The organism is Leifsonia sp. 21MFCrub1.1 (genome assembly GCF_900107895.1).
Lineage (GTDB): Bacteria > Actinomycetota > Actinomycetes > Actinomycetales > Microbacteriaceae > Leifsonia > Leifsonia soli.
In genome coordinates this window covers 3,909,335-3,931,574 of record NZ_LT629867.1, presented here as the reverse complement: position 1 = coordinate 3,931,574, position 22,240 = coordinate 3,909,335, and the positions used below count along the sequence as shown (strand labels likewise).

General features: G+C 71.7%; 27 protein-coding genes. 15 read left to right on the top strand and 12 right to left on the bottom strand.

Going from position 1 to position 22,240, the window contains the following annotated elements:
- Window positions 1–9 precede the first annotated feature (9 nt).
- The 3 genes from BLW09_RS18745 to BLW09_RS18735 form a co-directional block, all read right to left on the bottom strand.
- Window positions 10–1,224 (bottom strand): alpha/beta hydrolase family protein, encoded by a 1,215-nt coding sequence (locus tag BLW09_RS18745; RefSeq protein ID WP_089916425.1) that lies wholly within the window; start codon window positions 1,222–1,224, stop codon window positions 10–12.
- Between the two features lie 70 nt (window positions 1,225–1,294).
- The gene (locus BLW09_RS18740) at window positions 1,295–1,699 is read right to left on the bottom strand and encodes an NUDIX hydrolase (RefSeq protein ID WP_089916423.1); all 405 of its coding nucleotides are present in this window, start codon (window positions 1,697–1,699) and stop codon (window positions 1,295–1,297) included.
- Between the two features lie 35 nt (window positions 1,700–1,734).
- Window positions 1,735–2,184 carry an SRPBCC family protein gene (locus tag BLW09_RS18735; protein WP_089916420.1) on the bottom strand — a complete coding sequence of 150 codons (450 nt, stop codon included), beginning with the start codon at window positions 2,182–2,184 and terminating at the stop codon, window positions 1,735–1,737.
- Between the two features lie 116 nt (window positions 2,185–2,300).
- Between BLW09_RS18735 and BLW09_RS18730 the strand changes: the two genes are divergently transcribed.
- Window positions 2,301–3,209: a 5'-3' exonuclease gene (locus BLW09_RS18730; protein ID WP_089917101.1), complete on the top strand. Its 909-nt coding sequence runs from the start codon at window positions 2,301–2,303 to the stop codon at window positions 3,207–3,209.
- A gap of 19 nt (window positions 3,210–3,228) precedes the next feature.
- On the opposite strand, the gene BLW09_RS18725 is transcribed toward BLW09_RS18730, so the two are convergent.
- Together BLW09_RS18725 and BLW09_RS18720 are read right to left on the bottom strand one after the other, a co-directional pair.
- Window positions 3,229–4,437, bottom strand: a complete 1,209-nt coding sequence (locus BLW09_RS18725) for a GAF domain-containing protein (protein ID WP_089916417.1) — start codon at window positions 4,435–4,437, stop codon at window positions 3,229–3,231.
- Between the two features lie 198 nt (window positions 4,438–4,635).
- Window positions 4,636–5,565, bottom strand: a complete 930-nt coding sequence (locus tag BLW09_RS18720; protein ID WP_089916415.1) for an aldo/keto reductase — start codon at window positions 5,563–5,565, stop codon at window positions 4,636–4,638.
- An 84-nt stretch (window positions 5,566–5,649) separates the two neighbouring features.
- Between BLW09_RS18720 and BLW09_RS18715 the strand changes: the two genes are divergently transcribed.
- Both BLW09_RS18715 and BLW09_RS18710 read left to right on the top strand, forming a co-directional pair.
- Window positions 5,650–5,919, top strand: coding sequence for a TetR family transcriptional regulator (locus tag BLW09_RS18715; protein ID WP_089916412.1), 270 nt, complete (start codon window positions 5,650–5,652; stop codon window positions 5,917–5,919).
- Between the two features lie 35 nt (window positions 5,920–5,954).
- A complete protein-coding gene (locus BLW09_RS18710; protein WP_089916409.1) occupies window positions 5,955–6,500 on the top strand; it encodes a hypothetical protein in 546 nt (181 codons plus the stop codon).
- Window position 6,501: 1 nt separating this feature from the next.
- Here the strand turns inward: BLW09_RS18710 and BLW09_RS18705 are convergent, their stop codons facing one another.
- Window positions 6,502–6,792, bottom strand: coding sequence for a hypothetical protein (locus tag BLW09_RS18705; RefSeq protein ID WP_089916407.1), 291 nt, complete (start codon window positions 6,790–6,792; stop codon window positions 6,502–6,504).
- A 65-nt stretch (window positions 6,793–6,857) separates the two neighbouring features.
- Between BLW09_RS18705 and BLW09_RS18700 the strand changes: the two genes are divergently transcribed.
- Both BLW09_RS18700 and BLW09_RS18695 read left to right on the top strand, forming a co-directional pair.
- A complete protein-coding gene (locus tag BLW09_RS18700; RefSeq protein ID WP_231946954.1) occupies window positions 6,858–7,391 on the top strand; it encodes a TOPRIM nucleotidyl transferase/hydrolase domain-containing protein in 534 nt (177 codons plus the stop codon).
- A gap of 9 nt (window positions 7,392–7,400) precedes the next feature.
- Window positions 7,401–7,916, top strand: coding sequence for a tetratricopeptide repeat protein (locus BLW09_RS18695; RefSeq protein ID WP_089916403.1), 516 nt, complete (start codon window positions 7,401–7,403; stop codon window positions 7,914–7,916).
- A 7-nt stretch (window positions 7,917–7,923) separates the two neighbouring features.
- Here BLW09_RS18695 and BLW09_RS18690 read toward each other — a convergent pair whose 3' ends face one another.
- The 4 genes from BLW09_RS18690 to BLW09_RS18675 form a co-directional block, all read right to left on the bottom strand.
- Window positions 7,924–8,847 (bottom strand): AEC family transporter, encoded by a 924-nt coding sequence (locus BLW09_RS18690; RefSeq protein WP_089916400.1) that lies wholly within the window; start codon window positions 8,845–8,847, stop codon window positions 7,924–7,926.
- 90 nt (window positions 8,848–8,937) lie between these two features.
- Complete coding sequence (locus BLW09_RS18685) at window positions 8,938–9,753, bottom strand: TspO/MBR family protein (RefSeq protein WP_089916398.1); 816 nt, start codon at window positions 9,751–9,753, stop codon at window positions 8,938–8,940.
- Window positions 9,754–9,805: 52 nt separating this feature from the next.
- The gene (locus BLW09_RS18680; RefSeq protein WP_089916396.1) at window positions 9,806–10,597 is read right to left on the bottom strand and encodes a putative protein N(5)-glutamine methyltransferase; all 792 of its coding nucleotides are present in this window, start codon (window positions 10,595–10,597) and stop codon (window positions 9,806–9,808) included.
- A 77-nt stretch (window positions 10,598–10,674) separates the two neighbouring features.
- On the bottom strand, window positions 10,675–11,286 hold the full coding sequence (locus BLW09_RS18675) for a flavodoxin family protein (RefSeq protein WP_089917098.1): 612 nt from the start codon (window positions 11,284–11,286) through the stop codon (window positions 10,675–10,677).
- A gap of 105 nt (window positions 11,287–11,391) precedes the next feature.
- On the opposite strand from BLW09_RS18675, the gene BLW09_RS18670 reads away from it, so the two are divergent.
- From BLW09_RS18670 to BLW09_RS18650, 5 genes are all read left to right on the top strand, one after another.
- Entirely contained in the window at window positions 11,392–11,730 is a 339-nt protein-coding gene (locus BLW09_RS18670) for a hypothetical protein (protein WP_089916392.1), read from the top strand.
- 82 nt (window positions 11,731–11,812) lie between these two features.
- Entirely contained in the window at window positions 11,813–12,094 is a 282-nt protein-coding gene (locus tag BLW09_RS18665) for a hypothetical protein (protein ID WP_089916390.1), read from the top strand.
- Between the two features lie 45 nt (window positions 12,095–12,139).
- On the top strand, window positions 12,140–13,660 hold the full coding sequence (locus BLW09_RS18660) for an FAD-dependent oxidoreductase (RefSeq protein WP_089916387.1): 1,521 nt from the start codon (window positions 12,140–12,142) through the stop codon (window positions 13,658–13,660).
- Between the two features lie 76 nt (window positions 13,661–13,736).
- On the top strand, window positions 13,737–14,387 hold the full coding sequence (locus BLW09_RS19225) for a hypothetical protein (protein WP_231946953.1): 651 nt from the start codon (window positions 13,737–13,739) through the stop codon (window positions 14,385–14,387).
- A 25-nt stretch (window positions 14,388–14,412) separates the two neighbouring features.
- The gene (locus tag BLW09_RS18650; protein WP_089916384.1) at window positions 14,413–15,318 is read left to right on the top strand and encodes a hypothetical protein; all 906 of its coding nucleotides are present in this window, start codon (window positions 14,413–14,415) and stop codon (window positions 15,316–15,318) included.
- A 9-nt stretch (window positions 15,319–15,327) separates the two neighbouring features.
- Here the strand turns inward: BLW09_RS18650 and BLW09_RS18645 are convergent, their stop codons facing one another.
- Entirely contained in the window at window positions 15,328–15,645 is a 318-nt protein-coding gene (locus BLW09_RS18645) for a DUF7882 family protein (protein WP_089916380.1), read from the bottom strand.
- 408 nt (window positions 15,646–16,053) lie between these two features.
- On the opposite strand from BLW09_RS18645, the gene BLW09_RS18640 reads away from it, so the two are divergent.
- The 4 genes from BLW09_RS18640 (at window position 16,054) to BLW09_RS18625 (ending at window position 19,519) form a co-directional block, all read left to right on the top strand.
- A complete protein-coding gene (locus tag BLW09_RS18640) occupies window positions 16,054–16,827 on the top strand; it encodes an ABC transporter ATP-binding protein (RefSeq protein ID WP_089916375.1) in 774 nt (257 codons plus the stop codon).
- Window positions 16,809–18,380, top strand: coding sequence for a transporter (locus tag BLW09_RS18635; RefSeq protein WP_089916373.1), 1,572 nt, complete (start codon window positions 16,809–16,811; stop codon window positions 18,378–18,380). The genes BLW09_RS18640 and BLW09_RS18635 overlap by 19 nt, the downstream gene beginning before the upstream one ends.
- A 270-nt stretch (window positions 18,381–18,650) precedes the next feature.
- On the top strand, window positions 18,651–19,028 hold the full coding sequence (locus tag BLW09_RS18630; RefSeq protein WP_089916370.1) for an ArsR/SmtB family transcription factor: 378 nt from the start codon (window positions 18,651–18,653) through the stop codon (window positions 19,026–19,028).
- On the top strand, window positions 19,025–19,519 hold the full coding sequence (locus BLW09_RS18625) for an SRPBCC family protein (protein ID WP_089916369.1): 495 nt from the start codon (window positions 19,025–19,027) through the stop codon (window positions 19,517–19,519). The genes BLW09_RS18630 and BLW09_RS18625 overlap by 4 nt, the downstream gene beginning before the upstream one ends.
- Window positions 19,520–19,649: 130 nt before the next feature.
- On the opposite strand, the gene BLW09_RS18620 is transcribed toward BLW09_RS18625, so the two are convergent.
- Entirely contained in the window at window positions 19,650–20,411 is a 762-nt protein-coding gene (locus BLW09_RS18620; RefSeq protein WP_089916366.1) for an alpha/beta fold hydrolase, read from the bottom strand.
- Window positions 20,412–20,636: 225 nt separating this feature from the next.
- Here BLW09_RS18620 and BLW09_RS18610 point away from each other — a divergent pair, with 225 nt between their 5' ends.
- Complete coding sequence (locus BLW09_RS18610) at window positions 20,637–22,229, top strand: stealth family protein (protein WP_089916361.1); 1,593 nt, start codon at window positions 20,637–20,639, stop codon at window positions 22,227–22,229.
- Window positions 22,230–22,240: the final 11 nt, after the last annotated feature.

The window sequence follows — 22,240 nt, the reverse complement described above, 5'->3', positions numbered from 1 at the left end:
CGAGGCCGGTCAGCGGCCCAGCCGGTCGTCCAGCCAGTCGAACATCCTCTGCTCGGTGAGCGCCCGCGCGAGGGGCTGGACGTGGAAGTCCGCCCCCTCCGCCTCGGTGAACCGGACGAGCGTCGAGACGTCCGGCGTCAGGGCGGCCAGCTGCTCCGACTGCCCGGGCCAGAACTGCTCGTGCTCGGGGTCCGTGATGAGCAGCGGAGTGGTGATTCGAGCCGCGACCTCCGTGACGTTGTACTGGAGAACCGCGCGCATCGTCTCGGCGTAGCCCGTGGTGCCGTACGGACGGGCGCGGAACGTCCAGGTGGACGCGAGCTCGTGCGAGAACTTCATGCCCAGCTGCATGTCGCGGTCGAACTTCTCGTCCTGCCCGTCGTCGAGGAGGGTGCGCATGTTCGCGGGGAGGTGCTCGGTCCAGGAGGTGGAGACATCCACCACACCCGGGTCGGCGATCGCGGCCGCGAACCGGTGCTCGAAGGCGAGCGCGCGCGGGACCCAGTAGCCGGCCTGACTGATCCCGTAGAGGGCGACGCGGTCGGCGTCGACGCCGTCCTGTGCCCGTACGAAGTCGAGGACCGGCGTCAGCACGGCCTCCCAGTCCGGCCGGAACGGCACGTTCCGCTCGAACAGCATGGACTGCTGGCCCGGGCCGTCGAAGACGAGCGCGTGATACCCGCGCCGCAGCGCCCCAGACACCGCCGACGACAACAGGCTGGTGAGCGCCCCGTCGCTGCCGTTGGCGACGACCAGCAGAGGGCGGCTCTCCCTGGCGGCGCCGGGGGCACGGAACAGGTAACCGGGCATCGTGGTGTCACCGTAGGGGATCTCGACGCGCGCGATGTCGAGGTCGACGAGATCGACCCAGCGGTCCCAGGCGGCCCGGTGTTTGCGGAACGTCGGCAGCAACTCGTCCTCGGTCGGCAGGGAGGCCACCGCGTTCAGGGCGGTCGCGTAATACGAGGCCGCACGCAGGTACGCACTCGCCGCACTGACCGCGTGACCGGCCGTCGCCGACGCGTCCGCCTGCGCGCCGATCCGGTCGCCGAGGCCGAGCCACGCCCGGAACCAGCCGTCGTGGTCCTTCTCGCCGACCCCCTCGACCGCGGCGAGCACCTCGCCGATGTCGGCGGCGCCGCTGAAGGCCTGACCGATCGTGGTGCGGATCTCGAAGTCGAAGTCGGCATTGCCGGAGAACCGGAACTCGTGCGTTCGCGCCATGGCACCAGCCTGGCGGCAGCTCGCTACGGTTGCCAGCCCTCGCGTAGGGCACATCCCCGTGGATGCGACCTCAGTCGATGAGGCCGAGCCCGACCAGCCTGCGCAGCACCTCTCGGCCGGCGGGCGGGCAGCGGTCGGCATCGGCGCTCGTGGTCCAGTGGACCGCGTCGACTTCCGCCGACGGCGCCGGCTCGTCGTCGGTGTACGCCCGGAAAACGCGCATGTGCACCTGGCGGCCGTCCGGCTCGCCGTGCGCCTGCGTCCGCACCTCGAACAGCTCCTCGAGGTCGTCGGGCGCGAGCCGGAGCGCGACCTCCTCGAACGCCTCCCTGGCCGCCGCCTCCGCCGCGGTCTCGCCCGCATCCACCTTGCCGCCCGGCATGTAGTACACGTCCCGCCGGCGGGCGGTGACCATGAGCACGCGGCGGTCGCGCACCACCGCGACGGCGGACACGATGAGCGGGGCGGAGGTCACTCCCCCACGCTAGCGAAGCGGGAGGACGCGCGCGGTCACGCCGCCTCGGCCACCTGCTTCAGATTGCGGAGACCCTTCTCGAAGTCGCCGCCGACGAGCTTGTCGAGGCTGACGAAGCGCGTGTAGAGCTTCTGCGGGGTCTCCATGCGCCAGGTCACCCGCGTCGCGTCGCCCTCCGGCTCGAGCACGAACCTCAGCTCGTTCGACGAGCGGAAGGGGCGCGTGAAGTCGAGGTGGATGCCCACGCCGTCGTCGTCGACGGCGGTCACACGCATCGCCCCCGCGCCGGCCTTGCGGTTACCCGACCAGGTGTAGGTCGAGCCGATCGCGCCCGGTTCGCCCGCGTACTCGCGCTTGAGGTCCGGATCCATGTCCTCCCACGGCGACCACTTCGTCCACTCGGGAAGCCGGGACAGCAGCGGCAGCAGCCGCTCCCTGCTCGCCTGGATGCGGGCGGTGCGTTCGACGACGACGGTTCCGGCCATGCGCCGACCCTAGCGCCCGCGCACGCTCCGGCGGAAGCGTTCGGCGGAGGCGTTCCAGTGGAGGCGTTCCGGTGGACGGCCGGACGTGTCAGGATCGGGGCGTGACCGGCCGAACGATGCTGCTCGACAGCGCCTCCCTCTACTTCCGCGCGTTCTACGGCGTGCCCGACACGGTGAAGGCGCCCGACGGCATGCCGGTCAATGCGGTCCGCGGGTTCCTCGACATCATCGCCAAGCTGGTGACCGACTACCGGCCGGATGCGCTCATCGCCTGCTGGGACGACGACTGGCGTCCGCGCTGGCGCGTCGATCTCATTCCGAGCTACAAGGAACACCGGGTGGCGCAGGTCGTTTCCGGCGGCGTCGACGTCGAAGAGACACCCGAGGCCCTCGTGCCGCAGGTCCCCGTCATCCGCGAGGTGCTGGACGCCGTCGGCATCCCGATCGTGGGGGCGGCCGAGCACGAGGCCGACGACGTGATCGGCACGCTGGCCACGACCACCGCAGGTCCTGTGGATGTGGTGACGGGCGACCGCGACCTGTTCCAGCTCGTCGACGACGAGCGCGAAGTCCGAGTGATCTATACCGCTCGCGGCATGAGCAACCTCGAACTCGTCACCGGCGACGTCGTCCTGAGCAAATACGGCGTACGCGCCGACCAGTACGCCGACTTCGCGGCGATGCGCGGCGACACCTCCGACGGCCTTCCCGGTGTCGCGGGCGTCGGCGAGAAGACGGCGGCCGCCCTGCTCGCGGACTACGGGGACCTCGCCGGCATCATCGCGGCGGCGGAGGATTCCTCCAGCGGCATGAAGCCGGCTGCGCGTGCGAGGTTCGCCGCCGCTTCCGATTACCTGGCCGTCGCTCCGCGCGTCGTCGAGGTCGTCCGCGACCTGTCGCTGCCGACGGTGGACGCGCGCGTCCCGGCGACGACTCCCGAACGGCGCGCGGCGCTGACGCCGCTCTCCGGGCGCTGGGGCCTCGGCGGTTCGCTCGACCGCCTGCTCACCGCGCTGGAGCGCTGACCGCGCCACCGCGGGGTCCTCAGACCTCGGCGGTCGGCTCCCAGCGCCACAGCTCGCGCTGGGCCAGGAGCGCCAGCTCGCGTAGCACGTCCAGGTCGGCCTCGCCGTCGGCCCGCTCCCGCGGCGCGCGCCCGAAGACGCAGAGCGCCCCGATGCGCGTCCCGTCCGGGGCCTCGACCGGGTAGCCGGCGTAGTACCGCAGGCCCGCGGGGCCGGCCACGAGGGCGTTGCCGGCGAACCGCTCGTCCTCGACGGCGTTCAGCACGACCATCCCGTCGGGCGTCTGGATGGTGTGGATGCACGCCGACTGCTCGATCGGGATCGACTCCAACACGGAGCCGGTGGACGCCAGCGGCCACTCCCGTGCGTCGTCCAGCACGGTGAACATCGCGATCTCCGTGCCCAGGGTGCGCTTGGCCGTTCCGACGATTCCCTCGAGGCGCGCATCACCCCCACGGCGACTCAGCTTGAGGCGCTCGATCGCCCCGACGCGGGCGGCGCTCTGCGGGGTGGGCACCGCCCGCTGGGCGGCGCACTCCTGGAGAGCGGGAGCCAGCGCGTCAACGATCTGCCTGGCCCAGAACAGATAGTCCCCGGGGGTGCGGTGACGGCGGCCGCCGACACGCGGAGGTGCGGCGAGCGGCACGAACAGGCTGCCGGTGTCGTGGCAGGTTGCGCGGGCGACGGCGTTCAGGAGGTCCGCGTGCGCGTCGGCCAGCCGGCCGGACGGGGTGTCGTACGGGCGGATGGAGCGGATCGGCTGCGCCCCGAGCCACAGCACGATTCGGGGACCGCGCCGATGGGCGTCGGTGAGCAGCCGGTGGAGCTGCGTCCCCCAGGCGTGCGGTTCGGCGAAACGGAGTGCGTCGGCGACCGCGGCGCTCAGCACGACGGCGTCGTAGCGGTCGATGTCCGCCGCATGGAGCATCCGGTGCAGCTTGCGAACGCCCGCGGACGGGTGCGGCACGACGTCGACCACCGCGCCGCGGTCGGTCGCAGCGGCGAGCGATCGGGCCACCGCACCGGGGAGTGCGAGATCGTGACTGCCGACGCCCCAGCCGACCACCGGTCCGGAGCCGATCAGCAGGACGCGCAGCGGGCGGCGGCCGGCTACGGAGCCCTGACGGCCGTCGAGGGGACGCACCAGGCGCGCGCGGATGGCGGCCACGTGTGCGAGTCGCACCCGCCTGGCGAGCCGGCGCGGCAGGGACACCCGTTCGTCGTCCACGCCTCGACCGTATCCCGGCGCCGCTCGCGTCCCCAATCCGCCCCGCCGGGGGTGTTCGCTGGGGCGACGCCCTTGGCCCACCCGCGGCGGGTGTCGGGGACGGATGAGATCCGGCTCCGACCCGCCGCGGGAGACGCGAAAGGGAGGAGGATGCCGCTCCCGGGCGCGCATCCTCCTCCCTTTCTCGCCCGTCGGTGGCTACGGCAGGATGTGGCCCGCCGACGTGAACAGCCGGTACCACTCCTGGCGCGTCAGCGGGATCTCCGATCCGGCCGCCGAGTCGCGCACGCGCTGGTCGTTGGTCGTTCCGAGCACGACCTGCATGCCGGCCGGGTGCCGCGTGATCCAGGCGACCGCGATCGCCGTCGGGGTGACGTCGTACTTCTCCGCCAGCTCGTCGATCACGTCGTTGAGCTCGGCGTAGTTCTCGCGGTCGCCGAGGAAGACGCCGTCGAAGAAGCCCTTCTGGAACGGCGACCAGGCCTGCAGCACGATGTCGTGCAGGCGCGCGTAGTCGAGGATCCCGTTGTCGCGCGAGATCGACTGGTCGAGGCCCGCCATGTTGGCGGCCACGCCCTGCGCGATGAGCGGCGCGTGGGTGATGCTGAGCTGCACCTGGTTGGCGATGAGCGGCTGCGACAGCGACCGCTGCAGCAGCTCGATCTGACCGGGCGTCTGGTTGGAGACGCCGAACGCCCGGACCTTGCCCGCGCTCTGCAGCTCGTCGAAGGCGAGAGCGACCTCGTCCGGCTCGACCAGCGTGTCCGGGCGGTGCAGCAGGAGGATGTCGAGGTAGTCGGTCTTCAGGGCCTCCAGCGACTCGTCCACCGAGCGCAGGATGTGCTCGCGCGAGAAGTCGAAGAAGCCGTCGCGGATTCCGACCTTGGACTGGATGACGACCTGGTCGCGCTCGGCGGCCGGGATCGCGCCCGCGTCGCCGAACCGGCGCTCGCAGCCGTGCCGCTCGGTGCCGTAGATGTCGGCGTGGTCGAACATGGTGATGCCCTCGTCGCGGGCGGTGCGGACGAGCGTGCGGATCTGCTCGTCGTCGAGGGACGAGATCCGCATCAGGCCGAGCACGATGTTGGAGGCGGTGATGTCGGTTCGGGGGAAGGTGAACGTCTTCATGTCTCCCATCTAACCCCGCGTCAAGCCCCTGTCCGTCCCTGTTCCCGGCGACTACCGTCGGCCGGGCCAGAGAAGGAGCCCCCGATGACCATGACGCCAGATTTCCACCTCGCCGTCGACGACTTCGCCCAGGAGACGGCGCTGGGTCGCCGTCCCTCCACCCGGTCGAGGTACATCGTCAACGCTCTGGGCCGCGACTTCCGTGTCACGGACGAGATGGCCCGCATCTTCCTGAACCAGGTGGAGCGGGTCGCGGCGACCGACGCGTCGGCCCTGGTGGTGCTGCGTCACGAGGAGGGCGTCGAGCTCCTGCTGGTGACCGACGACAATTCGTTCTCGATCCGGACGGCGTGATCGGGACATCGTCGGCACGCCCATAGGCTTCTGGCGTGGGTTCTGAGAGGGACGGCACCGAGGACGACCGGGCCGTCGAGCGCATCCGCGCGGCCGTCGCCGGCGCCGTCGCGACGTTGACCGCCGCCGGTGCCCGCGACGAGGCGCTGGCCGAGTACGTGCCCGCCCACCGCCGGTTCCTGATCCGGCGCGAGCCCGTGCTGCGCGGGATCGGCCGGGTCTGGCGTCTCGGCGTGTTCCTCCTGGATGCGGACGGAACGCTGCGCGCGACCGGCACGCTGGTACGGGCGACGCCTCCCGGCCGCCCGCAGTATCAGTCGGCGTCGGCGGAGGAGCGGCGGTCCCTCCGTGCGGCCGCCGCCCGCGGGCGCTTCCGCGACGGGGAGACGGTGAACTTCGACGCGTCGGTCATTCCCCTCGACGCGTCCGCGCTGCGCGCCGCGACCGGGCCGCTGTTCCTCCGAGACGGGCAGCCGCTGGTGCGCTGGAGCCCGTCCGCGGGGGATGCGGGTGCCCGTGGCTTCGAGGCGTACCTGGCCGAGCGGGTGGACCTGCTGGCCCACCCGCCCGAGGGAGCCTGACTCAGGCGGTGGGCGACGCCGAGGCGGAGCCGTTCCCGCTCTTGCCCGTGACCTCGTCGATCTTGGAGGTCGCCTTCTCGGTGACCTTGCTGACGGTCTCGCTGACCTTGTCTCCGACGTCGGACGCCGCACGTCCGGCGAAGTCCTTGACGTCGCCCTTCACGTGCTGAATGGTGTCCGAGTCGGCGAACCCGCGCCACTTGCGGCGCAGGTCCTCGTACGCGCCGCGTCCGGCGCGCGATCCGATGATGAAGCCGACGGCTACTCCTGCGGCAAAGGTGATGATCTTCATGGTTCGCACCGTACGCGCGGCGCAGCGACCGCGACAGGGGTCGATGGCGAGGGCACAATGTGACCGTGGCCGGAGAGTGGGTGGATGTCAGCACGGCGATCCTGGTCGAGGGCGCGAGCGACCGGGCGGCCGTGCTCGCCGCCGCGCGCATCCTCGACCTCGATCTGGCGGCCGGCGGAGTCGCGGTCGTGCCCATGGGCGGTGCGATGAGCGTGCGCCGGTTCGCCGCGGAGCTCGGCCGGGACGCCGGGCTGCGGCTGCGCGGGCTCTGCGACGCGGCGGAGGTGCGCTTCTTCGAGCGCGCCGGGCTGGCCGTCGACGCGGTGTTCGTGTGCCGGCCCGACCTCGAGGCCGAGCTGCTCCGGGCTCTCGGGCACCGGCGGACGGAGGAGGTGCTGGAGCGGGAGGGCGACCTCCGGCTGTTCCGGATGTTCCAGCAGCAGCCCGCTCAGCGCGTGCGGTCGCTCGACCAGCAGCTGCACCGCTTCTTCGGCACGACCTCCGGCCGCAAGGAGCACTACGGGGCCGTGCTCACGGCAGAGCTCGCCGCGCACGAGCTGCCCGCGCCACTCCGCGGTGTGATCGGAGCGGGCCAGTAGGGTGGGCGGGTGCCTGAGACGACCGACCCCGCACTGCTGCAGCGGCTGAAGGATCTGTTCGACGCCCGGGATCGCGACGATATGGCGCCGACGATCACCGCGCTGCGTGCCGTGCTGGCCGAGCATCCCTCCGATCCGCACGTGCTCTACGAGGTGGGCGGCGCGTACGACACCGCGGGCGAGGAGCAGACGGCGGCGGGATACTACGAGCGGGCCCTCGACGCCGGCCTCGGCGGCGACACGCTGCGGCGCTGCCTGCTCCAGTACGGAAGCACGCTCCGCAACCTGGGCCGCTTCGACGAGTCGCTCGCCCTGCTCGACCGGGCGCGCGAGCTGTTCCCGGAGTCGGAGTCCGTTCTCGTCTGGCACGCCCTCTCGCTGCATGCGGCCGGGCGCAGCGACGGCGCGGTCGCCGAGCTGATGGAGCTGGCCGCCGACCGCATCCGCACCCCGGATCTGCTGCGCTACGAGGCGGCCATCCGCGGCAACGCCGACTACCTGCGATCGCTCGACGCCGACCGCTGAGCGACGGTCAGGGCGCCAGGAGCGCCGCGATCACCAGCAGGGACGGCACGGCGAAGATCGTCGTGAACAGCACGATGTCGCGCGCGACCGGCATCCCCCGCTCGTAGCGCGCGGCGAAGTTGTAGACGTTCTGCGCGGTGGGGAGCGCGGCGAGCGCGACCGCCGCGAACAGCGCCTGCCCGTCGAGGCCGAAGACGAACCGGGCCACCAGGAAGGCCAGCAGCGGCATCACCGCCGACTTGAGCGCGACGGCCACGACGATCGGGGTGCGGCCGGTGCCCGCCTGCAGCGGCTTCGAGCCGACCAGCGACATCCCGAACGCCATCAGCACGAGCGGGACCGCGGCGCCGCCCAGCAGCTCGAACGGCTGGTACACGGCATCCGGCAGCTGGATGCCGCTCACGTCGACAAGGATGCCGAGCACCGACGCGATGATCATCGGGTTGCGGATGGGCTGGGTCAGGATCGAGCGCACCGACATCGCCCCGCGGCTGGTGGTGTCGAGAACGGTGAGCGCGATCGGCGCGAACACGATGAGCTGGAGGAGCAGCACCGGCGCGACGTACGAGGCACTGCCCAGGACGTAGACGGCGACCGGGATGCCGATGTTGTTGGCGTTGACGTATCCCGCGCCCAACGCTCCGATGGTCGTCTCGGGCGCGGGCGACCGGAAGAACGCGCGGGAGAGCGCCACGAACACGGCGGCCGACGCGACGGCCGCGATCGCGGCGACGAGCAGCTGGGTCGAGAACACGACCCGCAGGTCCGCGTGCGCGAGCGTGACGAACAGCAGAGCGGGATTCGTCACGAAGAACGCGATCCGGTTCAGCACGAACGGGGCGGTCGGACCGCCGATCCGCATCCGGCCCGCGACGTAGCCGACGAGGATCACGAAGGCGATGATCCCGAACCCGGTCAGTACGCCGCCCACGGGTCCAGCGTACGGGAGGGGCCACCAGCGATCGAGTTGACGCGACGCGCCGTCGCTGACCGCCGCGCGACGGCGTGTCGCGTCAACCCGTCAGGCGCGGGCGCGGCGCGACGGCCGGGCCACCCGCACGGCCAGGGCGACCAGGAGCAGCAGCAGCGCCGCGGCGAAGGCCGTGATCGCGACCGGCGCCGAGATGAGCGTGCCGGTCAGGCGCGAGACGCCGATCCAGGCCAGACCCCACGCGGAGGCGATGGCAGGGGCGAAGCGGCCGCCGTCCCAGACCGCGAGAGCACAGCCGATGACCGCGAAGATCGCGAGCAGGGCGATCGCCCAGCCGTGCGGGCTGCCCCCGAAGCCGTCGAAGCCGGCCACCTGCAGCAGCGACGCGATATTCGCGACGGTCGCCACCATCACCCAGCCCAGGTAGAGGCCCATCACACCGTCCAGGAGCACGGCGTCCGCCGTCGAATCGCCCGGGTGACGGCGGAGGACGACGAAGGCGACGATCAGCACGACGAGCAGCGCGGCGATGGCGATCACCGAGAGCGCGAGCTGCCCGGCCTGGACGGACAGAATCCAGGCGGCGTTCAGGAGCAGGGAGGCGAGCACCCAGAATCCCGCGCGGCGCTGGCGGTCGCGCGCCGCCTGCGAGGGCAGCGCCTGCCAGATCGCGTAGGCGACGAGTCCGCCGTAGATCACCGACCAGATCGCGAACGCGGGGCCGGCGGGGGCCAGCAGCGTCGCATCCGCACTGAGCGCGCCACCCGCGACCTCGGGGATGGGCGTCCCTCCGGCGAACCCGGAGCCGACGACCGCACCGATCAGGGCCACGACGGTGCCGGCGATGACGAGGGACTGACGGACGCGGTCGGCCGGCATGGGCCGCGCGGCGGCGAGCGTGCTCATGGCACGCACACTAGTCCCGTCGTCCGCGGCGGTGAAGGGATGCGGCGGAGCGCTAGGCGGATGGCGCGGACGCCACGACCACTGTCGCGCCCAGGTCATCGTCCGATTCGATGCGCGGGCGAAGGCCGGCTGCACCGAACAGGGCAGCCGAGACGGCCGCCTGCTCCTCCCCCGCCTCGATCAGAAGAACGCCGCCCGGTGCGAGCCACCCACCGGCCTCCGCGGCGATCCGCCGGTGGATGTCGAGGCCGTCCGCGCCGCCGTCGAGCGCCATACCCGGCTCGTGGTCGCGCGCTTCCGGCGGCATGAGGGCGATGGCGTCCGTCGGCACATACGGCGCGTTGACCGCGAGGACGTCGACGCGGCCGCGCAGCTCGGACGGAAGCGCTGAGAAGAGGTCGCCCGCGAAGACGCGACCGCCGGGGAGGTTGCGCCGGGCGCACGCGACGGCGACCGGATCCAGGTCGGAGGCGACGACCTCGGCGGCCGGAACGCGGTCCGCCACCACCGCACCGATCGCGCCGACACCGCAGCACAGGTCGACCACGACCGCGGTCCCGGACGTCTCGACCGCCGCAGCGGCGAACTCCGCAGCCCGGCGCGCGAGCAGTTCGGTGCGCCGCCGCGGCACGAACACCCCCGGGTCGACCTGCAGCCGCAGCCCGCAGAATTCGACCCAGCCGAGCAACGGCTCCAGCGGCTCTCCCGCGACGCGCCGCGACACCAGGTCGTCGAGCTCCTCGGGGGATCCGGACGCCTCGATCAGCAGGCGCGCCTCCTCCTCGGCGAAGACGCATCCCGCCGCCCGAAGGCGCGCGACGATCCGGGGGTCGGGTTGGGTCACGCGGCAATGCTAGCCGGGCCTCCGTTCGGGGCGGTCAGTACAGCGCGGTCAGTACAGTGCCGTCAGTTCAGCGCCGGTCAGTACGGGCGCTCGGCCAGCAGCCTGGCCAGGTGGGCGGCGTTCTTCGCCACGACGGCGTTCGTGCTCGCCACCGACTCGGGCGTCTCGTCGAGGTCCTTGTAATCGACGGTCTGCATGGCCTCGCCGTTCCAGTACGTCGCGCCCTGCGACGGGATGCTGAAGCCGACGTCGTTGAGGCCCTGGAAGATGTCGGCGATGATGGCGTGCGCGCCGTCCTCATTGCCCACCACGCCGACGATGCCCACCTTGCCCTCCACGAGCGGACGGCCGTCGTCGTCCGTCTCGGAGAGCTCGGCGTCCAGGCGCTCCAGCGCCCGCTGCGCCACCGACGAGAGGTGGCCCATCCAGGTCGGGGTGACGATGAGAAGAATGTCCGAGGCGATGATCTGCTCGCGGATGTGCGGCCACTGGTCGCCGTCGCCCTCGTCGAGCTCCACTCCGGGCTTGATGTCGTAGTCGACGAGGCGCACCGCGGTGCCGGTCACATCGTGGGTGGCCAGCTCGTCCAGCAGCTGGCGCGCCAGCAGCTGACTGCTCGACTCGCCCGGCGACGGCTTCAGCGTGCAGACGAGGGCGAGCGCGGTCAACGGTCTGGTCTGGTCGGTCATGCTGGTCTGGTCGGTCATCCCGCGAGTGAACGCGCACCCGTTCCCGTCCGCAAGGGCCGCTCGGCAAGCCTTGACCTTTCGGTCAGATGACCGTATGGATTGGTGATGAAGCGCATCCACTATGCGAGCGGTTCCCTCCTCACCGGAGACGACATCGCCGACGTCATCGTGCGCTTCGCCGCCGCGCTGGCTCAGAACAACGCCGCCGCCGAGATCCACGCCCCCGTGGTGGTGGACTCGGGAGGCACCGGGGAGGTCCTGCTGCTCCTCGGACCGGCCAGCCAGATGCTGGCGGAGGACGCCGAGTACTCCGGCGCCGAGCTCCGCGACGAGCCGTTCGTCGAGGAGTTCGAGCACCGCATCGCGGCGCTCGCGCCGCAGCGGGCGACCTTCGTCGAGCACGGGACGGAGGACATCCCGGACGTCGACCTCGACCTGCTCTGAGCAGATCCGAAGCCGGGGCCGGGCTGGCACAACGCGGAGGGCCGCGTACTATCGGGCAGGAAACGACGACCGGGAGAGGTTAATGCAGGTGTTCCACGTCTACATCGACGACCTGAGGTTCACCTTCGTCGACCGTGCACCGGTCGAGGAGCTGAAGGCCCGGGTCGTCCAGGCGAGCAGGAACGACGGCGACTTCGTCTCCATCTCGCAGTCCAGCAGGCCCCCCAGCGAGATCTTCGTCACCGCGCAGACGCGCGTGCGGATCGAGACCGCCACCATCCCGCGCGACCCCGTCGCTTCCGGAGCGGTCGCGGGAGAGGACGACGACGACGCGTTCTGGTTCGACTTCGACTCGCTGGCCTGAAGTCAACCGCTTCCCACCTGGTCGTCGACGGGGGATGCTCGTGTCATGTCGACGACGTCCCTCTGGCTCGAGACCTCCCCGCCCATCCCGACCGACGCATTCGAATGGGACGGGCGTTACGACACCATCGTCGTCGGCGCCGGCCTGACCGGACTCGCGACCGCCCTCATGCTGGCCCGTTCGGGCATGCGCGTTCTGGCGCTCGAAGCGCGCAGCGTCGGCGCGGTCACCACAGGCAACACCACCGGGAAGGTGAGCCTGCTGCAGGGCACGACGCTCTCCTCCATCCGCCGACATGCCTCCGAGGCCGTGCTCTGCGCGTACGTCGACGGCAACTCGGCCGGACAGGGCTGGCTGCTCGACTTCCTGGAGGAGCAGGCCGTTCCGTATGAGACGCGGGACGCCGTCACCTACGCGACGACGCTCGACGGGCTGGACAAGCTGGATGCGGAACTCGCCGCCGCGCGTGTGGCGGGACTCGACGCCGTCGAGGAGCGCACCACCGAGCTCCCGTTCCCGGTGGAGGGCGCACTGACTCTGGGCGGCCAGGCGCAGGTGCACCCGCTGAGGGTGCTTGCCGCCCTCGCAGCCGAGTTCCGGCGGCTCGGCGGCCGGATCGTGGAGGGCGAACGCGTCACCGACGTGTCGGCCGCGAAACCGGCGGTGGTCACCAGCACCTCCGGAACCTCCCGCGCCGACCAGGTCGTCCTCGCGACGGGCACGCCCATCCTCGACCGCGGGCTGTACTTCGCGAAGGTCGAGCCGATGCGCTCCTACGTCACGGCCTTCCGGGTGCCCGGCGACATCCCGGAGGCGATGTACCTCTCGGCCGACGCGCCCACCCGCTCGCTCCGCACCGCGACGGCGGCGGACGGCAGCCGCCTGCTCCTCGTCGGCGGCAGCGGGCACCCGGCCGGACGGGCGGACTCCCCGGCCGAGAAGCTCGCGGACCTGACCACGTGGGCCGAGCGCACCTTCCCGGGGGCGGAACGCACGCACTGGTGGGCGGCGCAGGACTACCGGTCGGCCAACCGCATCCCGTTCGTCGGCTGGCTTCCGCGGGGACGCGGCCGCGTCTACCTCGCGACCGGCTACGACAAGTGGGGGATGACGAACGCCATCGCCTCCGCACTCAGCCTCACCGCCGACCTGACCGGGGAGACGCTGGAGTGGGCGCGGGTGATGCACCACCGGGTCACCCGGCCGGCCGACATCGCCTCGGGCGTCGCGATGAACGCGGGAGTCGGCAAGGCCGCCGTGACGGAATGGGCGTCCGCGCAGACCGCTCCCGAGGTCGGCGACGAGCCGGTCGCCGAGGGCACCGGAACGGTCGGCCGCCGCGGCCGGACCCCGGTGGCCGTCTCGACGGTCGACGGGACGACGTGCGCGCTCACCGCCGTGTGCACTCACCTCGGCGGCGTGGTGCGCTGGAACGACGCCGAGCTGTCGTGGGACTGCCCGCTGCACGGCTCGCGCTTCGCCCCAGACGGCACGGTGCTGGAGGGGCCGGCCACCCAGCCGCTCTCGCCCGCTCCCGCCGCCCGGCCGGCGGAGACCGGCGCCTGACGAGCCGCCCCCGAGCGCGCCGCGGCGCCCAGGCCGGGCCTAGTCAGCCCGATCCGCCCGGGAGTAGGGTCGCGGCATGACGAATCCAGACGACGAGAGCACACCGCGCCCCGCCGGGCCCACCGGGGCAGGCGAGCCGGTCAGCCCGCCGCCGGCATCCGACCCGACCCCTCCTCCGCCGCCGCCCAGCCAGGGCTTCCCCGCCGCGCCGCCGCCCCCTCCGAGCAGCCCGCCGGCCGCGGGAGTTCCCGGCGCCTCGACGGTCGCGCCGACTGCACCCCCGACGACGGTCAACATCGCCTTCTGGCTGTACATCGTCGGCGCGGTGCTGAGCGTGGTCAGCGGCATCATCACGATCGCCGTCGTCTCGGGCTCGCGCGCGGACCAGGTGCGCATCATCGAGCAGCAGGGCGGCGACCTCAAGGGCCTCACGGCGCAGCAGGTCGCGGACGCCTCCGTCACCTTCCTGGTGACGTGGTCGATCGTCACACTGATCTTCTGGGCCATCGTGTTCGTCCTCTTCGCCTACTTCATGCGTCGCGGAGCGAACTGGGCGCGCATCGTGCTCACGGTGCTCACCGTCCTCTCGCTGCTGAACCTGCTCACCGGATTCGGCACGGGGCTCCTGCAGGTTCTCGCGACGATCGTCGCGGTCGTGCTGATGTGGCTCCGCCCCTCGAGCGCGTACTTCGCGGCGGTCAAGGCCGCGAAGGGACCCCGCGTCTGACCCCTCCCGCGCGTACACTCGCCGCATGGACCTGCGGGAGGTGGCCGGCGAGCTGTACTCGGTCGCACCGGCCGACTTCATCGCCCGTCGCAACGCCGCCGCGGCGGGCGCCGACCGGTCGACGGCCCAGCAGATCAAGACGCTGCGCAAGCCGTCGGCGTCGGCGGCCGCCATCAACGCGCTCACCCGTGAGCATCCCGACCTGGTCGGCGATGTGCTGCAGATCGGCTCGCGAATGCGCGACGCCTTCGCGTCGCGCGACCGCGCCGAGATCCGGGCACTGACGCAGCAGCGCCAGCGGCTGCTGCAGCGCGCCACCGAGGGGCTGGGCCTCAGCCCGGCGGTGCAGCGCGAGGTCGAGGAGACTCTTCAGGCAGCCGTGATCGATCCGTCCGCAGCCGCGGCGGTGCGCAGCGGGATGCTGATCCGCGCCCTGGAATCCACCGGCCTCGAGCAGGTGGACGTCTCGGACGCCGTCGCCCTCCCGATCGACATCGAGGACTTCCCCGCGCCGCGACCGGGCCGCCCGAAGAGCCGGGCTGGGAGCGGCGGCGGCCGCGCAGCCGAGGCGGGCGACGAGATATCGGCCGGAGCCGGGCCCGACGAGTCCGGTGAGCCCGACGAGTCCGGTGAGCCCGTCGAGTCGCCAAGCGAGCGGCGGGAGCGGCAGCGCCGCATCCGGGCCGCCGAAAAGGCGCTCGCCCGCGCCCGCGAAGACGCGGAGGCCGTCGACGACGAGCTCGACGAGACGGTGGATCACCGCGGCGACCTGGAGTCCGAGCGCGATGCGCTGCAACGGCGCCTGCAGCGGATCACGGACGATCTGAGCGAGACACGCGCCGCCGAACGCGAGCTGCGCTCCCGTCTGTCGGACGCGCAACGAGCGGTCCGCGAAGCGGAGAAGGCCCTGCGCGACGCACGCGACGACTGAGGGAGGGGGTCAGCCGGGAAGGTGACGGCTGAGTTCGTCCTCTGGCATGATCACCATGCCGCCGGTGCGCTGCGAGGTGTGCATCAGCGCTTCGAGCCACTGCGGGTTGATGGCGGGCGGACGGCTTCCGCTGAACTGGAACGCCAGCGGAACCTCGCGGCTGATCCAGAGCGAGACGCGGCCCGAACCCTGCTCGACGGGCACATCCCAGTTCAGCAGAAAGCTCTCGTGGCGGCGCAGCTTGGCGACGATCGCAAGCTTGACGTGGCTGAGCACTCGATCGTCGAGGTCATACTCCTGGCCTGCGCCGTAGACGAGTTTTCCCATGGTCCTCATAGTGCCCTAACGACGCACGCAAATCCTCTCGCGTCAGGGGGATTGACTCCGGGACCGGACCATGGTTAAGAGGTCGGCCGCCAGGAGCGCCTGCAGTATGAAGATGCGCAGTTCGCAGTCACGCAACCCGACGAATGGGGTCTGAACCCTGGGAGCGGCCTGGCAACAGGGCCGATCCGCCATCCGTTCCCGCCGCGCCTCCGGATGACTCCCCGGCGGGCGGTCCCTCCCCCGCCGGGAACAGGCGCGGCACGCCGATGGCGACCAGTGGCGCGCGGCGTGCCGCGACCTGTGCCCCGGTGTCGGATCGCCCGTACCCCTCGACACCGCGTCGCAGCCCGCCGATAGGGTGGTCGGACGGGCGGTCCGAGGTGCGGGCGGCACGGATGACGTGAGGGGGTGCGCGTGGCGGAGGACGACGGCCTCGCGATCAGGATCCGCGGGCTGCACAAGCGGTTCGGACAGAAGGTCGCGGTCGACGGGATCGACCTCGACGTGCCGTCCGGCAGCTTCTACGGACTGGTCGGACCGAATGGCGCGGGCAAGACCACCACGCTGAGCATGGCGACCGGGCTGCTCCGCCCGGACGCCGGCGAGGTGCTCATCCACGGCGTCGACATGTGGAAGGACCCGCTGGCGGCCAAGGCCATGGTGGGCGTGCTGTCGGACGGCGTCCGGCTGTTCGACCGCCTCACCGGCCAGCAGCTGGTCGAGTACGCCGGGCTCCTGAGCGGGATGGACCGCCCGACCGCGCAGCAGCGCACCCACGACCTCCTTCAGCTGCTCGACCTGGAGTCGGCCGGCGGCACGCTCGTCGTCGACTACTCCGCGGGCATGACGAAGAAGATCGCGTTGGCCGCCGCCATGGTGCACGCGCCGCGCGTGCTCGTGCTCGACGAGCCGTTCGAGTCGGTCGACCCTGTGTCCGCCGCGAACATCCGCGACATCCTCCGGACCTACGTCGACGGCGGCGGCACGGTCGTGGTCTCGTCGCACGTGATGGATCTGGTGGAGCGGATGTGCGACCACGTCGCCGTCATCACTGCGGGCCGCGTCGTCGCCGCGGGCTCGGTGGACGATGTGCGCGCGGGATCCACGCTCGAGGACCGTTTCGTCGCGCTGGTCGGCGGACGCCGCGTCGGGGAGGGGCCGGAGTGGTTGCGACACTCGTAAGGCTCCGCCTGCTCGTCCTCAAGAACTCGTTCCGCCGGAGCACCGGGCAGCTGGTGGCCGTGGTCATCGGCGCGATCTACGGCGCGGTCGGGCTCGTGGTCGTGCTCGGCGCGCTCGTCGGCCTGTCGTTCGCACCCGCGGAGGTCGCGACGACGGCCGTGGTGCTGGCGGGCTCGGCCGCCGTGCTCGGCTGGGCGGTGCTTCCGCTCCTGCTCTCGGGCGTCGAGCAGACGCTCGACCCCGGGCATCTCGCGGTCTACCCGATCGCCCTGCGGCCTCTGATGATCGGGATGCTGCTGAGCGGCGCGGTCGGCGTGGCGGGCGCTGCGACGACGCTCGCTTCGCTCGGAACCGCCCTGCCCTGGCTGCACTCGCCGGGCGTCGCACTGATCGCCCTGGTGACGGGTGTGCTCGGCGCCGCGACCTGCATCGTCGTGTCGCGCGCGGTCACCTCCATCGCGAGCGGGCTGTCCTCGGGCCGCCGGTTCCGTGAGGCGAGCGGGCTCCTCATCCTGATCCCGCTCATCCTCGCCGGCCCGATCATCATCGGCATCACCAGTGGCCTGCGGTCGTCGGCGGACGCCCTGCCCGCCGTCGCGGAGGGTCTCGGCTGGTCGCCGCTCGGCGCGGTCTGGGCGGTGCCCGGCGCCGTCGCCGCGGGCGATCCGCTCGGCGCCCTGCTGCGGCTGCTCATCGCCATTGCGACCTTCGCCGTGCTCTGGGCGGTGTGGCGCTGGGGCCTCGCGCGCTCGCTGGTGACCCCGGCGCGCGCCTCGTCGCGCGTCCGCGCGCCGGGCACGTCCGGCCTGTTCGGCATCCTGCCCGGAACGCAGGCGGGTGCCATCGCGGCACGCTGCCTGACCTACTGGTTCCGCGACCCGCGCTACCTGCGGCAGCTGCTCGTCATCCCGCTGCTGCCGGCGATCATGTGGTTCTACTCGAGCATCAACCACTCGACCGGCTACTTCTTCGCCGCCGGTCCGGTGGTCGCGTTCTCCCTCGGCATCGGGATGATCGCCGACGTGTCGTACGACTCGACCGCGTTCGCGCTCCACGTGTCGAAGGCCGTTCCCGGTCGCGCGGACCGCTGGGGACGTGCCTCGGCGATGCTGACGTTCGGCATCCCCGCCGTCGTGATCGTCTCCATCGGCTCCACGGCCTTCGAGGGCGACTGGCTGCCCGCGCCCGGCCTCCTCGGACTCTCGCTCGGGATGCTGCTCAGCGGCGCCGCCGTCTGCGCGGTGACGTCTGCTCGCTTCGTCTTCCCGGTCCCGGAGCCCGGGGACAACCCGTTCCGGTCGCGCCCAGGCGCCAACATCTCGCTTCTGGGCCCGACATTCGCCGCGTGGGGCGTCATGGCCGTGCTGTGCCTGCCCGAGATCGTGCTGCTGGTCGTCTCCCTGGTCACCCGCGAGGCGATCTGGGGCTGGCTCGGGCTCGCCGCCGGCGTCGTCCTCGGCGCTGTGCTGCTCGTCGTCGGTGTGCGCGTGGGTGGCCGCGTGCTGGACGCACGCGCCCCGGAGCTGCTCCTGCAGCTGCGGAAGGACGCCTGAGGCGCGCATCCACGCCCCGAGGTGCACGTTGTTGCGGTCTGACGCGGCGTGTCGCCCGCACCTGCGTGCACCTCGCGCATCGCGGACCGCTCAGGATGGAGTGGATGCGCGACGCGCGTGCGCCGCATCCAGCACTCCGGTCAGGACGGCCTGCCACCCCTCCCTGAGTTGCGAGATGACGTCCGCAGTCGTCGCGAATTCACGCATCCGCTCGCGACTCGATCAGCCGGGGGTTGCGCCCCGCAGTGCGCCGCGCTAACGTACAACCAAATGGTTGTAAATGAGTTGACGGATGCTGAGGTCGATCGCATCTTCCAGGCACTGGCGGATGCGACCCGACGGGATATCGTCGCGCGGTCGCTGCAGGGCGAGCACTCGGTCAGCGAGCTCGCCCGACGATACGACATGAGCTTCGCCGCCGTGCAGAAGCACGTCGCCGTGCTCGAGCGGGCGGGACTCGTCCGCAAGCAGGCCCGCGGACGCGAGCGCGTCGTCTCGGGCGACCTGGAGACGATCCGGCGTGCGTCCCGGCTGCTCGACGCCTACGAGGAGATCTGGCGCCGTCGCGATCGCGCCATCGACGGCATCCTCGCCGAGGAGGCCAGAACCACGCCGAGCACCACCGAACCAGAGAGGAACGAGCGATGACCTTCATCGAGTCGAACAAGGACGTGGATGCGCTGACGCTCACGTTCGTCACCGAGTACGACGCCCCGCCGGAGCGCGTGTGGCAGCTGTGGTCCGACCCGCGCCAGCTGGAGCGGTGGTGGGGACCGCCGACCTGGCCTGCCACGTTCGAGGTGTTCGAGTTCGAGCCGGCGGGACGGGCGTCCTACTACATGACCGGGCCCGACGGCACGAAAGCCCATGGCTGGTGGCGGTTCGTCGAGATCGAGCCGCCGGTCCGGCTCTCGCTGGACGACGGCTTCGCCGACGACGACGGCAACCCGGCGCCCGGGGAGCCCGTCCGCATGACGACCACGCTCGAGGAGCGTGACGGACGCACCCGCATGACGCAGCTCACCCGATTCGTCAGCACGAAGCAGCTGGACGAGATGGTGGCCATGGGCATGGAGGAGGGCATGCGCGAGGCCGTCGCCCAGATCGACGACCTCCTCGCCGCCGACGTCACCCGCTGACCGCACCCCTCCCGACTCTCCGCCCCTCCGTCGAGTACGCACAAATTGCACGCCCAGGGCATCGCGGGCGTGCAATTTGTGCGTACTCGACGGGGGGCGGAGAGGAGCGAGAGACGGAATGCCCCGCGAGTCAGGCAGCGTCGAGGAAGGCGAGGAGGTGCGGTAGCGTGCGGCGGAGCGGGCCCGGGTCGCCCGCGGCGGCGAGACGCTCGCCCAGGTAGTCGCCGTGGATGCCGGGGACGATGAGGAGGCGCGCGTCCGGCAGCAGGGACGCCAGCTCGACGAAGTGTTCCGCCCGCACCACGTCACGATCCGCACCGACCACGAGCGTGGGCGCCGACACGGAGGCGAGGAGCGCGTCGGGGAAGTCCTGGAACCCGAGCATGAGCTCGCGGTCGAGGTCGAACATCCGCCGCGCATGCTCGGGGTCGCGGCTGACCGCGAGGTCCGCCTCCCGGTACGGCGCGGGCAGATCGTCGAACGTCCCGGCGGCGAGCCCGTCCCAGAAGCCGTCCACCATCCCGGCTCGATGCACCGGGGCCGAGGCCGCGATCAGCCGCCGCACCGCGGACGGATGCCGCGCCGCCAGCTGCAGAGCGACCTGGCCGCCGTTGCTGAAGCCCAGCACATCCACCGGGCCCAGGCGGAGCTCGTCCAGCACGGCCGCGACGTCATCCGCCGAGCCTTCGAAGCTCGCCGGACGGCCACCCGAGGTCGTCCGGCCGTGCCCCTGCAGCTCGACCGCGAGCACCGATCGCGTCGGCGCGAGCAGCGGCAGCAGCATCCCCCAGTTCGACTCGATCGTGGAACCGCCGCCGTGGATCAGCAGGAGAGGTGGATGCGGCGAGTCGGGGTCGCCATGCCATTCGCGATACAGGGGGATGCGTTCCACGCCCGCAGGCTAGCGGAGCGGCATCGAGGTGTCGAGGACTCCGCCCGGTGCGACCGTGCCACCACGGCATCCCCCGCCTGGCCGTAGCGGGCGGCGCCGATCGCCACGTCCGCGGCGATCCGCTGACGCTTGCGCACGTCGGCCGTCGTCCTGCACGGAGAACCGCAGCCGCAGATTCGTACCGCGGAACGCACTCCCACGAGAGCGGCCTAGAGTAATGCGTGTATGGCTGAGTATCCTCCCGCATCCCTCTCCGACCAGCCCGAGCCCGTCGTCGTCACCCGCGACCCCGGCCCTGGCGCGCCCCGGTTCGCTCGCGACGACATCGTGCAGCGCAAGGGGCTCTTCACGCTGGTCTCCGGCCCCTTCACACCGCGGGAGTCCATGATCGAAGACCTCCTCGCCGTGCGCGACGCGCTCGACGAGGCCGGTCTCGAGTACCTGCTCGTCCGCGACGACGACAACCGCCTGATCGTCGCGCTCGACCGCCGGCGCCGCAAGGAGGTGTCGGCGGTGCTCGCGGCCGCGTTCGCCGACGAGCCCTTCTACTCGCGCAGCATCGACCCCGAGAGGGATGAGCACGGAGACGACCTGCTCATCGCCGACGGCCGGCTCTCCCGCCGCAAGGCCGACATCCTGCGCCTGTACCGCCCGCGGCTGGAGCCCATCGGCCGGCTGCGGTACGGCGCCGAGACCGCGTTCCAGCTCGAGTTCTGGCGGTTCGGCGACGACGAGATCACCGCGCCCCGCGAGAACGCCCTGATGCGGCCGCGCCTTCCCCGCAGCGAGGCGGTCGAGGCGGAGGTGGAGCTGTACGGGCGGCGCTGGCGCACCCTCCAGCACATGTTCGACCCGCTGGCGAGCGACATCGCGTTCGACGTCGACATCGTGTTCTCGTGGGTCGACGGCTCCAGCGCCGAGTACCAGCGACAGCGCGCGGCGCGGATGGCGGCGTACGTGGTCGGGGAGGGCGACGACAACGAGGCCCGCTTCCGGCAGATCGACGAGCTCAAGTACGCGCTGCGCAGCGTCCACATGTTCGCGCCGTGGATCCGGAACATCTACATCGCGACCGACTCCCCGGTGCCGCCGTGGCTCGACCCGGAGCACCCGCGCATCCACATCATGCGGAGCGAGGACTTCTTCGCCGACCCGTCGACGCTGCCCACGCACAACTCGCACGCGGTGGAGAGCCAACTGCACCACATCCCGGGGCTGTCGGAGCATTTCCTCTACAGCAACGACGACATGTTCATCGGCCGGCCGCTGTCGCCCGATGTGTTCTTCTCGCCCGGCGGCATCACCAAGTTCGTCGAGGCAGGAACGCGCATCGGGCTCGGCGAGACCGACCCGACGCGCAGCGGCTTCGAGAACGCCGCGCGCGTGAACCGCCGCCTGCTCTGGGAGCGGTTCGGCACCGTGACGACACGGCACCTGGAGCACTGCGCCGCCCCGCTGCGCATCAGCGTGCTGCGGGAGATGGAGCGCGAGTTCGCCGAGGACTTCCGGCGCACCGCGGCGAGCCCCTTCCGTTCGGCGACCGACATCTCCGTCACGAACTCGCTGTACCACTACTACGCGCTCATGACCGGGCGGGCGGTGACGCAGACGCAGGCGAAGGTGCTCTACATCGAGACGACGCTGCGGCAGGCGCCCGACATGATGCGGCGGCTGCTCAAGCGGCGCGACCAGGACATGTTCTGTCTCAACGACGGCTCGAAGCCCGAGATCAGCCCCGAGGAGCGGACGCGGATCGTGACCGACTTCCTCGAGCGCTACTTCCCGTTCCCGGCCCCCTGGGAGCGCCCCGCGCGCTGACCCCCGCCGCG

Bases quoted from the DNA above. Each gene is read 5' to 3' on its own strand.
- BLW09_RS18745 (WP_089916425.1), bottom strand. From the start codon at position 1,224: ATGGCGCGAACGCACGAGTTCCGGTTCTCCGGCAATGCCGACTTCGAC.
- BLW09_RS18735 (WP_089916420.1), bottom strand. From the start codon at position 2,184: ATGGCCGGAACCGTCGTCGTCGAACGCACCGCCCGCATCCAGGCGAGC.
- BLW09_RS18730 (WP_089917101.1), top strand. From the start codon at position 2,301: ATGCTGCTCGACAGCGCCTCCCTCTACTTCCGCGCGTTCTACGGCGTG.
- BLW09_RS18720 (WP_089916415.1), bottom strand. From the start codon at position 5,565: ATGAAGACGTTCACCTTCCCCCGAACCGACATCACCGCCTCCAACATC.
- BLW09_RS18715 (WP_089916412.1), top strand. From the start codon at position 5,650: ATGACCATGACGCCAGATTTCCACCTCGCCGTCGACGACTTCGCCCAG.
- BLW09_RS18705 (WP_089916407.1), bottom strand. From the start codon at position 6,792: ATGAAGATCATCACCTTTGCCGCAGGAGTAGCCGTCGGCTTCATCATC.
- BLW09_RS18685 (WP_089916398.1), bottom strand. From the start codon at position 9,753: ATGAGCACGCTCGCCGCCGCGCGGCCCATGCCGGCCGACCGCGTCCGT.
- BLW09_RS18675 (WP_089917098.1), bottom strand. From the start codon at position 11,286: ATGACCGACCAGACCAGACCGTTGACCGCGCTCGCCCTCGTCTGCACG.
- BLW09_RS18670 (WP_089916392.1), top strand. From the start codon at position 11,392: ATGAAGCGCATCCACTATGCGAGCGGTTCCCTCCTCACCGGAGACGAC.
- BLW09_RS18665 (WP_089916390.1), top strand. From the start codon at position 11,813: ATGCAGGTGTTCCACGTCTACATCGACGACCTGAGGTTCACCTTCGTC.
- BLW09_RS18660 (WP_089916387.1), top strand. From the start codon at position 12,140: ATGTCGACGACGTCCCTCTGGCTCGAGACCTCCCCGCCCATCCCGACC.
- BLW09_RS19225 (WP_231946953.1), top strand. From the start codon at position 13,737: ATGACGAATCCAGACGACGAGAGCACACCGCGCCCCGCCGGGCCCACC.
- BLW09_RS18650 (WP_089916384.1), top strand. From the start codon at position 14,413: ATGGACCTGCGGGAGGTGGCCGGCGAGCTGTACTCGGTCGCACCGGCC.
- BLW09_RS18645 (WP_089916380.1), bottom strand. From the start codon at position 15,645: ATGGGAAAACTCGTCTACGGCGCAGGCCAGGAGTATGACCTCGACGAT.
- BLW09_RS18630 (WP_089916370.1), top strand. From the start codon at position 18,651: ATGGTTGTAAATGAGTTGACGGATGCTGAGGTCGATCGCATCTTCCAG.
- BLW09_RS18625 (WP_089916369.1), top strand. From the start codon at position 19,025: ATGACCTTCATCGAGTCGAACAAGGACGTGGATGCGCTGACGCTCACG.
- BLW09_RS18610 (WP_089916361.1), top strand. From the start codon at position 20,637: ATGGCTGAGTATCCTCCCGCATCCCTCTCCGACCAGCCCGAGCCCGTC.